The sequence below is a fragment of the Haemophilus sp. UMB1048 genome (assembly GCF_030218125.1).
Lineage (GTDB): Bacteria > Pseudomonadota > Gammaproteobacteria > Enterobacterales > Pasteurellaceae > Haemophilus_D.
Genome location: NZ_JASOPB010000001.1, coordinates 145,273 through 158,408, shown reverse-complemented (window position 1 = coordinate 158,408; position 13,136 = coordinate 145,273). Strand labels below are relative to the sequence as shown.

Sequence of the window (13,136 nt, the reverse complement as noted above, 5' to 3'; positions counted from 1 at the left end):
TGATTTTCGTAAAAATTAAGGAAAAAAGAATGCGTAAAATAAAATCTCTCGCGCTTATTGCACTTACCTCATTTGCTATTGCAGCTTGTAGCAGTGGTAATAAAGAAGTGGAGCAAGCTTCTGTTGATGAGCTTTATGCAAAAGGCGCGGCTGCATTACAAGAAGGAAGCTATTCTGATTCGATTCGTTATTTAAAAGCAGCGACAGAGCGTTTCCCTGGTAGTACTTACCAAGAACAAGCAATGCTTGATTTAATTTATGCAAACTATAAAACACAAGATTACACAGCAACGTTGGTAACCGTAGATAACTATTTACACCAATTCCCACAAAGTCCAAACCGTGACTATGCAGTGTATATGGCGGGTTTAACAAACTTAGCAACGGCTGATAACATGATCCAAGATTTCTTTGGCATCGATCGTGCAACGCGTGAAACGACTTCAATGAAAACTGCGTTTTCTAACTTCCAAAGCTTAGTGCGTGCGTTCCCAAATAGCCCATATTCACAAGATGCAGTAGCACGTATGGCGTATATTAAAGACTCATTAGCACGTCATGAATTAGAAATTGCGAAATTCTATGCAAAACGTGATGCATGGGTCGCGGTATCAAACCGTGTAGTGGGTATGTTGCAACAATATCCGGATGCAAAAGCGACTTACGAAGGTTTATTCTTAATGAAAGAAGCATACGAGAAAATGGGTTTACAACAATTAGCGAACCAAACTCAGCAAGTTATCGATGCGAATAAAGATAAACAATTTGCGGAAGTGAAAAAACCGGAAGAATCTGATTTAACTCAACCGGTTAAAAAATAATTCTCGTCCCTTGTGGGACGAGCTTGAATAAGCAAAATTATTCAAATAAAGGCTAGTCAAACTAATCAAATTGAGCTAGTATAAATTTAAAAGATTTCCTGGGGTGTTCGTGGATGGGTTATGTCCCTGAGCCGATACTTAGAACTTTATAAATCGGTTTCCCGCCATTGGTGTGTAGGCTTGACCTTTGACTTTGTCATTGGACTAAAGAAACCTAAAAATGGCCTTACCGGTTTCCTTGGACCGTCGGGTTCAAGGACTACTACTCGTAGCGGCACTCTGGGACCTTCCTTTAAAATCCATTCTTTCCAATCGAATGAAATCAACACAGCAAACGCTTCGCAATCAACTCCGTCAACAAATTCGTAAAACACGAGCAAATTTGACCGCACTTCAGCAACAACAGGCGGAAGATTCCATCACTCAACAAGCGCTTGCATTAATTGAAGAACGAAATGCGCAGCATATTGCCTTGTATGTTTCCTTTGATGGTGAAATCTCCACGGAGAAACTTATCAAAACCCTTTGGGCACAAGATAAACACGTTTATTTGCCGGTATTGCACCCTTTCAATCCTAATCATCTTTTGTTCTTACGTTATTTGCCAGATACACCAATGCTGAAAAATAAATTTGGCATTTGGGAGCCAAAACTCAATGTGCAAAACGTATTGCCTTTGGATGAATTAGATATTCTTTTTACACCACTTGTCGCTTTTGATAAACAAGGGAATCGTCTTGGCATGGGTGGTGGTTTTTATGACCGAACCTTACAAAATTGGCAAAATTCTTCTTTTATTCCTGTGGGATTAGCCCATCAATGTCAGCAAGTCGAACAGCTTCCAACTGAAGCGTGGGACGTGCCTCTTCACCGAATTTTAGTTGCTTAAACCTATCAAGAAATAAAATTTGATAGAAAAAATTAAAAATTGTTGATTTTTTCTCTTGAAATACCAAAAAAAGGTCTTATTTAATAACTCGTAAAGGGGATGACCCAAGAATTTAATCAGGAGAAGATAAGCATATGAATATTGAAAAATTTACCACAAAATTTCAACAAGCACTCAGTGAAGCACAGTCATTAGCGCTTGGTAAAGATAATCAGTTTATCGAACCAGTGCATTTATTGACCGCACTTTTAAATCAACAAGACGGTTCAATTGCACCAATTTTAACGACCAGTGGTGTGAATGTGGCGTTATTGCGTAATGAATTAAATGCCGAATTGAATAAATTGCCACAAGTGTCGGGTAATGGCGGTGATGTGCAGATTTCCCGTCAATTACTTAACTTATTGAATTTATGTGACAAATTAGCTCAACAAAAACAAGATAAATTTATTTCTAGTGAATTGTTCTTATTAGCAGCGCTTGAAGAGCGAGGCACATTAAATGACATTTTGAAAAAATGTGGTGCGAAAAAAGAACAAATTCTACAAGCGATCCAACATATTCGTGGAGGACAAAGCGTGAACGATCAAAATGCAGAAGAAAGCAGACAAGCTCTTGAAAAATATACAATTGATTTAACCGCTCGTGCCGAAAGCGGCAAACTTGACCCCGTTATTGGTCGTGATGAAGAAATTCGTCGAGCCATTCAAGTATTACAACGTCGTACCAAAAACAACCCAGTATTAATCGGTGAGCCAGGTGTAGGTAAAACCGCCATCGTGGAAGGTTTGGCACAACGTATTGTTAATGGTGAAGTACCTGAAGGCTTAAAAAACAAACGTGTACTTTCTTTAGATATGGGTGCGCTGATTGCTGGTGCGAAATACCGCGGTGAATTTGAAGAGCGCTTAAAAGCTGTTTTAAATGAATTATCAAAAGAAGAAGGTCGCGTGATCCTCTTTATTGATGAAATCCATACCATGGTTGGTGCAGGTAAAACTGACGGTGCAATGGATGCGGGTAACTTATTAAAACCAAGTTTAGCGCGCGGTGAATTGCACTGTGTGGGTGCAACAACACTAGACGAATATCGTCAATATATCGAGAAAGATGCCGCACTTGAGCGTCGTTTCCAAAAAGTCTTTGTGGATGAGCCAAGTGTCGAAGATACCATTGCGATCTTACGTGGTTTGAAAGAGCGTTATGAGATCCATCACCATGTAGATATTACTGACCCGGCAATCGTGGCGGCAGCAACGCTTTCACATCGTTATATTTCCGATCGTCAATTGCCGGATAAAGCCATCGACTTAATCGATGAAGCCGCTTCGAGCATCCGTATGGAAATTGACTCTAAACCAGAGCCGCTTGATCGTCTTGAACGCCGTATTATCCAATTAAAATTGGAAGAACAAGCATTACAAAAAGAAGAAGACGAAGCAAGCCGTAAACGTTTAGAGATGTTAGAAAAAGAGCTTGCTGATAAAGAACGTGAATATGCTGAACTTGAAGAAGTTTGGAAATCAGAAAAAGCGACCCTTTCAGGTTCACAACACATCAAACAAGAGTTAGATGCGGCGAAAACTGAAATGGAACAAGCGCGTCGTGCAGGTGATTTAAGCAAGATGTCTGAGCTTCAATACGGTCGCATTCCTGAATTGGAAAAACAACTTGCTGCCGCTGAAACCAGCGAAGGCAAAGAAATGACCTTATTGCGCTATCGTGTGACTGATGAAGAAATTGCCGAAGTGCTTTCTAAAGCAACAGGTATTCCTGTTTCTAAAATGATGGAAGGTGAGAAAGAAAAACTCTTACGCATGGAAGAAGAATTACACAAACGTGTGATCGGTCAAGAAGAAGCGGTAGATGCTGTAGCAAACGCAATTCGTCGTAGCCGTGCAGGACTTTCTGATCCTAACCGCCCAATTGGTTCATTCTTATTCTTAGGACCAACTGGTGTAGGTAAAACAGAGCTTTGCAAAACTTTGGCGAAATTCCTCTTTGACAGTGAAGATGCGATGGTACGTATTGATATGTCAGAGTTTATGGAAAAACACAGCGTATCTCGTTTAGTGGGTGCGCCTCCAGGCTATGTTGGCTATGAAGAGGGTGGTTACTTAACTGAAGCTGTGCGTCGTCGTCCATATTCGGTGATTTTGCTCGATGAAGTGGAAAAAGCACACGCAGATGTATTCAATATCTTATTACAAGTATTGGATGATGGTCGTTTAACTGATGGTCAAGGTCGTACAGTGGACTTCCGTAACACCGTGGTGATTATGACCTCTAACTTGGGTTCTGATTTAATCCAAGGCAGCAAAGACGAAAGCTATGGTGAAATGAAAGCCTTAGTGATGTCAGTGGTGAGCCAACATTTCCGTCCGGAATTCATTAACCGTATTGACGAAACCGTGGTATTCCATCCACTTGGTAAAGAAAATATCCGTGCGATTGCAAGCATCCAATTAGAGCGCTTAGCAAAACGTATGGAAACTCGTGGTTACGAATTAGTGTTTACCGAAGCGTTATTAGATTTCATTGGTGAAGTCGGTTACGACCCAATTTATGGGGCGCGTCCATTAAAACGTGCAATCCAACAAGAGATCGAAAACAGCTTGGCACAACAAGTTCTATCTGGTCAATTATTACCAGGTAAAGTGGTCACAGTGGATTATGTGGATGGCAAAGTTCAAGCCAGACAATAATTTATAAAATGAAAAGCCATTTAGTGAAAGCTAAATGGCTTTTTTATGCTTTGGTAAAAGATAAAATAGGGTAGAATGACGCTGTTTATTGCGTATAAAAATGAGGAAAAAAATGACCGCACTTTTAAAAATAGGTTTGGTTTCAGTATCAGATCGCGCATCAAGTGGTGTGTATCAAGATCAAGGGATTCCCGAATTACAACAATGGTTAGAACAAGCGTTGGTGGACCCTTTTGAAGTGGAAACGCGATTAATTCCAGACGAGCAGCCATTAATTGAACAAACGTTAAAAGAATTAGTAGATGAGCACCATTGTCATTTAGTGCTTACAACAGGTGGTACAGGGCCGGCAAAACGTGATGTGACACCTGACGCAACATTAGCGGTAGCCGATCGTGAAATGCCTGGATTTGGCGAGCAAATGCGTCAAGTTAGTTTACATTTTGTGCCGACAGCGATTTTATCTCGTCAAGTTGGTGTGATTCGTAAAAACAGTCTAATCTTGAACTTACCTGGGCAGCCAAAAGCTATCAAAGAGACTTTAGAAGGTGTGAAAGATGAGCAAGGCAAGGTCTTAGTAAAAGGGATTTTTAGTGCGGTGCCTTACTGCTTGCAATTAATCGATGGTATTTATATTGATACCAAGCCTGAAGTGATTACAAGCTTCCGACCGAAAGCCGCACGTCGCGAAAATTTGGAGAAATAAGATGAAAAAAATCGAAGCCATTATTAAGCCATTTAAATTAGATGATGTGCGTGAAAATCTATCTGATATCGGCATTAGCGGAATGACCGTGACTGAAGTCCGTGGTTTTGGTCGTCAAAAAGGGCATACAGAGCTTTATCGTGGTGCAGAATATATGGTGGATTTCCTGCCTAAAGTGAAAATCGAAATTGTCGTGCCAGATGATTTGCTTGAACAATGCCTTGAAACCATTGTTGAAACCTGCCAAACAGGCAAAATTGGTGACGGTAAGATCTTTGTTTATGATGTAGAACGCGTGATCCGCGTTCGTACAGGCGAAGAAAATGAGGAAGCCATTTAGTGGAAAAAAACTTAAATTTTAACCGCACTGTAGTCGCTATGGCAGCTTTAGTGATTGTGTTTGCGGGAATTAAACTGGCGGCAGAGATTGTCGTGCCTTTTTTATTGGCATTATTTATTGCCATTATTTGTTCGCCAGTGATTAAAGCAATGACACAACGCAAAGTACCACATGGTATTGCTATTGCCTTGTTGTTTATTTTGATTTTAATTGTATTCTTTTTCCTGGCGGGATTAATTAACAGCAGTGTGCAGGAATTTACACGCTCGATCCCTCAATATAAAGTGCTGCTTTCGGAGCGTATAAATGACGTCATGGCATTAGCTCAAAAACTGAAATTGCCGATTGTGATTTCTCGCGAAGCCATTATGGAGCATTTTGATCCGAGCGTGATCATGAACTTTGTGAGCCGTTTGTTATTAAACTTTTCTGGCGTGGTGACGAATGTTTTTGTGTTGATTTTAGCGGTAATTTTTATGCTGCTTGAAGCACCAACTATGAAGCATAAACTTGCTTTAGTTTTAAGTGACAATGAACATGATGTTGTCGCGGAAGAACATCATATTGATCGTATTTTAGATGGTGTGATTAGTTATCTTGGTGTGAAAACGGTGATTAGTTTGTTAACTGGTGTCACGACTTGGATTTTATTGGACGTAGCGGGTGTGCAATATGCGATTTTATGGGCAACCTTAAGCTTCCTATTAAATTATATTCCGAATATTGGTTCGATTATTGCAGCCGTACCGATTATTGTTCAAGCATTATTGCTAAATGGATTTGGTGTAGGGATGGGCGTAACCGTCGGTATTATTGCATCGAATATTGTGATCGGTAATATAATTGAACCGAAAATGATGGGGAAAACTTTAGGGCTTTCTACCTTGGTCGTATTCTTTTCATTGCTTTTCTGGGGATGGTTGCTCGGCACGGTTGGCATGTTACTTTCTGTACCGCTAACAATGGCGTTTAAAATTACGTTGGAAAGCTCAGAATCAACGAAGAAATATGCGGCTTTATTAGGTGATGTAAACGAATAAAGTGCGGTCAAAAATCACGTAATTTTAGCAATAAAAAAGCCACCGTTATGGTGGCTTTCTTTTTATCTGATGTTTGATAGATTAAGGTAAATCATCGACTTCTTTATCCACTTTTGGTGGAATCATATGTTCACGGCGTAGGCCGATATCATAAGCAATAGCAATCGCGATAAAGATTGATGAGTAAGTACCAAAACCTATACCAATTAATAACGCTAATGAGAAGTTATGAATTGATGGACCACCAAAGAAGAACAAGGCAATCACAACAAGAAGCGTTGTGAGAGATGTCATGATGGTTCTCGATAAGGTTTGCGTTAAGGAAATATCAATAATATCGATGGTTTCTACACGGCGAATTTTACGGAAGTTTTCACGCACACGGTCGAATACTACGATACTATCGTTGATGGAATAACCTACAACGGAAAGAATTGCTGCCACGAAGGTTAAATCCATTTCGACTTGTAATGCAGAGAATACACCGAGCGTAATCACCACGTCATGCGCAAGTGAGGCAATACCGCCAAAACCTAAACGCCATTCAAAACGTGAGCCAACATAAATTAACATCATTGCCAAGGTAGCAAGAGTCGCATAAACCGCACCTTGAGCTAGTTCTTCACCGACGTTCGGACCGACGAATTCGATACTGTTAATATGAATATTCGGATCAATCGTTTGGAGCATGCTTTTAACGTGATCACCAATAGCAGAATCGTTATTGTCAGCCGGCAAACGAATCATCACGTCTTGTACAGAACCGGTTGTTTGTACAATCGGGCTTGCAATACCATTTTGATTTAATGTGCCACGGATTTTCTCTAAATCAGCGGGTTGTGAGAAGTGAGTATCAAATACCACACCACCCGTAAAATCTAAGCCCCAGTTAAAGCCTTTTGTCACAATGAAGAAGAGGGAAATCGCCATCAAAATCACAGAAAATGCATATCCCACAAATCTCACTTTCATAAATTCAGTGAGAGGGAATGGCAATTTAATCCCATTCACTTCACGGATAAAATGTCCGTTTTTATCTTTTGCAAATAATCTCATCTTATCCTACCTAAATTGATAATTTTTCAAGACGTTTACCGCCGTATAGGAAGTTCACGATAGCACGTGTTCCGGTAATTGCCGTAAACATTGAAATTGCCACACCTAATGCAAGCGTTACCGCAAAGCCTTGAATAGGACCGGTACCCACAGCATAAAGAATGATTGCCGTTAAAATTGTGGTTAAGTTCGCATCGAAGATAGAGGTAAAAGCACCGTTATAACCTTCGTTAATGGCTTGCTGGATTGGACGACCATTACGAATCTCTTCTTTGATACGCTCAAAAATAAGTACGTTGGCATCCACCGACATCCCTAGGGTTAATACGATACCCGCAATCCCCGGCATAGTGAGTGTTGCACCTGGTAGGATAGACATCAAACCAACTAATAAAACGATATTAATAACCAATGCAAAGCTTGCGATAATACCGAAGATTTTATAGTAAATCAGCATGAAGACAATGACGGCAATTAAGCCCCAGAAGCTTGCATTGATACCTTGTTCTACGTTTTGTGCACCAAGAGAAGGACCGATTGTACGTTCTTCAACAATTTGCACTGGCGCGATTAATGCACCTGATTTTAATAACATAGAAAGGTTTTGTGCTTCTGCAGAACTGCTTACACCCGTAATTTGGAAGTTAGAACTAAAGCGACCTTGAATGGTAGCAACGTTAATCACTTCTTCGTTTTTTTCTAAAATGGTTTTGCCATTTTCGTCTTTTTTACCGTTGTCTTTGTATTCTACGTACAAGGTTGCCATTGGTTTTTTGTAGTATTTCTTGGTGGTTTGCGACATGATTTCGCCGCCTTCGCTATCCAAGGTTACACTTACTTGTGGCGTGCTGGTGTTTTGGTCTAAGCCCGAGCTTGAGTTGATGATGTGTTCACCACCCAATACCGCACGTTTGTAAAGTGCAACAGGTCTACCTTGACGGTCATATTTGATTTCTGTGTCAGAAGGTAACATACCACGCGCTGCTGATTCTGGGTTCACCAACGAATTCACAATACGGAATTCAAGTGTTGCAGTTGCACCTAAGATTTCTTTTGCACGCGCAGTATCTTGAACCCCCGGTAATTCGATTACGATACGTTCTGCACCTTGACGTTGGATAACCGCTTCAGCTACGCCTAATTCAGCAACACGTTTACGTAAAATCGTTAAGTTTTGCTCGATCGCTAAGTTACGTGATTCTGTTAATGCCGCTTCAGAAAGGGCAAGGTTTAAGGTGTTGTCACCAATATCAGACACTTCTAATGTTGGGTGTAACTGACGAATAATACGCGCTGCTTTTGACATTTGGTCAGCGTTTTCTAATGTGACCGTTGTACCAAATTTGTCGCTATTTTTAATTGCCGTAAACTGAATTTTTTCTTTACGTAATTCGTTGCGTAATGTGTCTTGTAACTGTTCTTGACGTTTAGCAAGCGCAGAATTCATGTCCACTTCCATCAAGAAGCGTACACCACCACGTAAGTCTAAACCCCATTTCATCGGATTAGCACCAATGCTGCTTAACCAAGCCGGTGTTGCAGGTGCAAGGTTTAATGCCGTGGTGTAGTTGTTGCCAAGTTTTTCTGCAATTTTATCTTTGGCAAGAAGTTGGTCATCTGTGTTGGTGAAACGGGCAAGAATGGAGCCATTTTCAAGAACGATAGATTTGGTTGAAAGGTTATTTTCTTTTAGTACGTTTTGTACTTCAGTTAATGCGGTGGTGTCTGCTTGTTGTCCGCGAGTACCAGAAATTTGCACCGCAGGATCTTCACCATAGATATTTGGAAGAGAGTATAAAGCACCAATGGCGACCACAAGGATCACCATTAGATTCTTCCATAATGGGTAACGATTTAACATAGTTTTCCCTTTAGGAATTTAAATTAGAGAGATTTTACAGAACCTTTCGGTAATACTGAAACGATGTAGTTACGGTTAATCGTGATTTCAGTAGTATCGTTTAAAGCGATAACAATTTCAGCACCTTCGGTTACTTTAGTGATTTTACCAATCAAACCACCAGCGGTTAATACTTCAGTGCCTTTCGCTAATTCAGACATTAATTTTTTGTGTTCTTTGTTACGTTTCGCTTGTGGGCGGTAAATCATAAAATAAAAAATTAAACCGAAGATCACGAAAATAAATAACGTGGACATTGGGCTTTGTGCTTCCATTGTGTTTTCCTTATAAAATGAAAAGTTAAAAGTGTGCGTAAAATACCATAAAACGGCATTCAGTAAAAGCCGATGAAGGCAATAACAACTAGAATTTTGGAATTAATTGATTTTTTTCAAGCAAACTTCGAAGATTTGCTCGGAAAGCCAATGTTGATCCACTAATTCACATTGATTTTCTTCACAAAAAACAACAAAATTTTCGACCGCACTTTGACGATTTAATTGCAAAACTAATTCATCATTTGGCGCTAAATTAGCCAAAGCCTTCTTCGCGGTTAAAAGCGGAATCGGGCAGGAAAGTGCGGTCAAATTTAATTGATATTTCATGATTTAAGCTTGGCGACGAGCAAACATAATTTTGCCCATAGCCGTGAGTTGTTCTGCAGATAAATATTGCTTACCAAGCTCAAATAGCGGTTCTTCAAGGGCAATGTGTCTATCATAGCTCGCCACAAATAGCGTAATAAGTCTTTCATCTACATCGGTACGTTTCTCTGCAATCAATTCTTCTAGCTTCTCCGAAAGCTTTGCCCAATTTTCATGCAAAGTAACATGCTGGCGTTCTAATTCATCCACCGACTCTTTCGCTTGAGGTGCTTTTTCAATTAAAGCGGGGAAAAAATCTTTTTCTTCATCATCATGATGAAGAGGTGCAGCATGATTAAAATACTGCAAAATGGTTTTTACATCATTTAATACGGCTTGATTCACGCCATTTTTTTCTAAGTAGCCAGGAAGAATCGTAAGTTGCTTGCAAAAGCGTTTCACCTTGCTATGACAGGCATAAAGCATATCAATCGGTTCATTCCAAGTGGCAAATTGTTGAGGTTCGAGGATTTGCATAAGGTTTCCTTTGTTAAAAAGTGCAGTCAAAAAACATTTCATTTTTCTACCGCACTTTCATCAATTATGATTTATCCGCTAATTGTAATGGGGGAACAGGTTTGCCCATGCGAGCATAGAATTCCACCACAAAATCATCAAAACGATCGTCTTCGATAGCTTGGCGAATTTCCGCCATTAAACGTTGATAATAGCGTAAATTGTGAATGGTATTTAAGCGTGCACCTAAAATTTCACCGCATTTATCTAAATGATATAAATAGGCTTTGGTGTAGTTTTTACAGGTGTAGCAATCACATTCTGGATCTAATGGACTCGTATCATCGCGGTATTTTGCATTACGGATTTTGACAATACCATCTGTCACGAATAAATGACCGTTACGAGCGTTACGGGTTGGCATTACACAGTCAAACATATCAATACCACGACGCACGCCTTCCACTAAATCTTCAGGTTTACCCACGCCCATTAAATAACGCGGTTTGTCTGCAGGGATTTGAGGGCAGATATATTCTAAAATACGGTGCATGTCTTCTTTTGGTTCGCCTACCGCTAAACCGCCCACCGCATAACCGTCAAAGCCAATATTCACTAAGCCTTCTAATGATACTTTGCGTAATTCTTCAAATACGCCGCCTTGGATAATACCGAATAGGGCATTCTTATTGCCTAATTCATCAAAGCGATCGCGGCTGCGTTTTGCCCAACGAAGAGACATTTCCATGGATTTTTTCGCATAATCGAAAGTCGCGGGATAAGGCGTACATTCATCGAAAATCATCACGATGTCAGACCCTAAATCATATTGAATTTCCATGGATTTTTCAGGCGAAAGGAAAATACGCTCACCGTTAATTGGGTTTTGGAATTTCACCCCTTCTTCGGTAATTTTGCGTAATTTACCTAAACTAAATACTTGGAAACCGCCACTATCAGTCAAAATTGGACGATGCCATTGCATAAAGTCGTGTAAATCACCGTGTTTACGCATCACTTCCTGTCCAGGACGAAGCCATAAATGGAAGGTGTTACCCAATAAAATTTCAGCACCTGTCGCACGCACTTCTTCTGGTGTCATGCCTTTTACCGTGCCATAAGTACCCACTGGCATAAATGCTGGGGTTTCTACGCTGAACGTGCCTTGTGGACGTTCAAACACCAAGCGACCACGACGTGCACTGCCGCTGGTTTTATCTAATTCATATTTCATTTTCTTTCCTCAACGAATAAACAGTTCGTAGGTTGTTATTCAATAAAAAAGCCTGTTAGTACAGGCTTCTTGATAGGTATTTTATGAGTTGGTTGAAAATAAGTCAAACCACTTATTCTAACCCTTTCACATTGGGATTTTTGGTAATGAACATCGCATCGCCATAACTGAAAAAACGATAGCGATTTTCGACCGCACTTTTATAGGCGTTCATGGTGTGGCTAAAGCCTGCAAAGGCAGACACCAACATAATTAATGTACTTTCTGGTAAGTGGAAGTTGGTAATTAATGCATCCACCACACGGAATGATTTGCCCGGGTAAATAAAAATAGACGTATCAGAAAAATAAGGTTCAATTAAATCTGGGTTGCCATTTTCTTCTGCAGATAGAGCAGCGGTTTCTACAGAACGTACTGATGTTGTACCTACCGCAATCACACGTTTGCCCGCTTTCTTCGTTTCGATAATGGCATTGCAGACTTCTTGAGAAAGCTCTACATATTCCGCGTGCATAATATGATCTTCAATATTTTCAACACGTACAGGTTGGAATGTACCTGCGCCCACGTGCAAAGTCACAAATTCAAAATTGACACCTTTTTCGTGTAATTTTTGTAAAAGCTCATCATCAAAATGCAAGCCTGCCGTTGGTGCCGCCACAGCACCTGGCACTTTGTTATACACGGTTTGATAGCATTCTTGATCCGCTTCTTCATCAGGTCGATCAATATAAGGCGGCAAAGGCATATGACCGATTTCTTGTAACACATCAAGTACATTGCGGTTTTTATCGGCTAATTCCACTTCAAAAAGCGTATCTTGACGCCCCACCATAATGGCTTTTACGCCCTTATTTTCACCGAGCTTATCTTCACCTAAAAATAATTCTGCACCTTCTTTCGGGGCTTTTGACGAACGAATATGCGCTAAGAAATGATGTTCACTTAAAACACGTTCCACCAACACTTCAATTTTTCCGCCACTGGCTTTACGACCAAACATACGAGCAGGGATTACGCGCGTATTGTTAAAAATCAACAAATCGCCTTCGTCGATTAAATCCAATACATCGGTAAAAGTGCGGTGAGAAATTTCACCGTTTTCGCCATTAAGTTGTAGCAAGCGGCAAGAAGAGCGATCTTCTTTAGGATAACGAGCAATGAGCTCATCAGGTAAGTCAAAATGAAAGTCAGAAACACGCATAATTGTAAATAATGAAAGCTAAAAATGGGGCATAGTCTAGAGCTAATAAGGGGGAAAAACAAGGGGGAATGTTGATGAAGTTAAATTGGTTTGAAAGTGGAGGAAAACTAATCTTGTTAATTACATCTAGCCAAGTTGAAA

General features: G+C 40.2%; 13 protein-coding genes and 1 other RNA gene. 7 read left to right on the top strand and 7 right to left on the bottom strand.

Annotation, left to right across the window (positions count from 1 at the left end; genetic code table 11):
• Positions 1-29: 29 nt before the first annotated feature.
• The 7 genes from QP437_RS00755 to QP437_RS00725 all read left to right on the top strand — a co-directional run bounded on the left by QP437_RS00755 (position 30) and on the right by QP437_RS00725 (position 6,501).
• Positions 30-821 carry an outer membrane protein assembly factor BamD gene (locus QP437_RS00755; RefSeq protein ID WP_285266612.1) on the top strand — a complete coding sequence of 264 codons (792 nt, stop codon included), beginning with the start codon at positions 30-32 and terminating at the stop codon, positions 819-821.
• 92 nt (positions 822-913) lie between these two features.
• A non-coding RNA gene (gene ssrS / locus QP437_RS00750) (6S RNA) lies at positions 914-1,111 on the top strand.
• A gap of 26 nt (positions 1,112-1,137) precedes the next feature.
• Entirely contained in the window at positions 1,138-1,710 is a 573-nt protein-coding gene (locus QP437_RS00745; protein ID WP_285266611.1) for a 5-formyltetrahydrofolate cyclo-ligase, read from the top strand.
• Positions 1,711-1,844: 134 nt separating this feature from the next.
• Positions 1,845-4,415 carry an ATP-dependent chaperone ClpB gene (gene clpB, locus QP437_RS00740; RefSeq protein WP_285266610.1) on the top strand — a complete coding sequence of 857 codons (2,571 nt, stop codon included), beginning with the start codon at positions 1,845-1,847 and terminating at the stop codon, positions 4,413-4,415.
• Positions 4,416-4,527: 112 nt separating this feature from the next.
• Positions 4,528-5,121, top strand: a complete 594-nt coding sequence (gene mog, locus QP437_RS00735; RefSeq protein ID WP_049362318.1) for a molybdopterin adenylyltransferase — start codon at positions 4,528-4,530, stop codon at positions 5,119-5,121.
• A 1-nt stretch (position 5,122) separates the two neighbouring features.
• Positions 5,123-5,461, top strand: a complete 339-nt coding sequence (glnB, locus tag QP437_RS00730; RefSeq protein WP_049362317.1) for a nitrogen regulatory protein P-II — start codon at positions 5,123-5,125, stop codon at positions 5,459-5,461.
• A complete protein-coding gene (locus QP437_RS00725; protein WP_285266609.1) occupies positions 5,461-6,501 on the top strand; it encodes an AI-2E family transporter in 1,041 nt (346 codons plus the stop codon). The genes glnB and QP437_RS00725 overlap by 1 nt, the downstream gene beginning before the upstream one ends.
• Before the next feature lie 81 nt (positions 6,502-6,582).
• Here the strand turns inward: QP437_RS00725 and secF are convergent, their stop codons facing one another.
• From secF to queA, 7 genes are all read right to left on the bottom strand, one after another.
• Positions 6,583-7,557, bottom strand: a complete 975-nt coding sequence (secF, locus tag QP437_RS00720) for a protein translocase subunit SecF (protein ID WP_054419816.1) — start codon at positions 7,555-7,557, stop codon at positions 6,583-6,585.
• A gap of 10 nt (positions 7,558-7,567) precedes the next feature.
• Positions 7,568-9,418: a protein translocase subunit SecD gene (secD, locus tag QP437_RS00715; RefSeq protein WP_285266608.1), complete on the bottom strand. Its 1,851-nt coding sequence runs from the start codon at positions 9,416-9,418 to the stop codon at positions 7,568-7,570.
• A gap of 23 nt (positions 9,419-9,441) precedes the next feature.
• A complete protein-coding gene (yajC, locus tag QP437_RS00710; protein ID WP_005695468.1) occupies positions 9,442-9,732 on the bottom strand; it encodes a preprotein translocase subunit YajC in 291 nt (96 codons plus the stop codon).
• Between the two features lie 102 nt (positions 9,733-9,834).
• Positions 9,835-10,062 carry a sulfurtransferase TusA family protein gene (locus QP437_RS00705; RefSeq protein WP_014064087.1) on the bottom strand — a complete coding sequence of 76 codons (228 nt, stop codon included), beginning with the start codon at positions 10,060-10,062 and terminating at the stop codon, positions 9,835-9,837.
• A gap of 3 nt (positions 10,063-10,065) precedes the next feature.
• Positions 10,066-10,578 carry a hemerythrin domain-containing protein gene (locus QP437_RS00700; RefSeq protein WP_285266607.1) on the bottom strand — a complete coding sequence of 171 codons (513 nt, stop codon included), beginning with the start codon at positions 10,576-10,578 and terminating at the stop codon, positions 10,066-10,068.
• Positions 10,579-10,642: 64 nt separating this feature from the next.
• On the bottom strand, positions 10,643-11,791 hold the full coding sequence (tgt, locus tag QP437_RS00695) for a tRNA guanosine(34) transglycosylase Tgt (protein ID WP_005695471.1): 1,149 nt from the start codon (positions 11,789-11,791) through the stop codon (positions 10,643-10,645).
• Between the two features lie 112 nt (positions 11,792-11,903).
• Positions 11,904-12,995, bottom strand: coding sequence for a tRNA preQ1(34) S-adenosylmethionine ribosyltransferase-isomerase QueA (gene queA, locus QP437_RS00690; protein ID WP_285266606.1), 1,092 nt, complete (start codon positions 12,993-12,995; stop codon positions 11,904-11,906).
• Positions 12,996-13,136 lie beyond the last annotated feature (141 nt).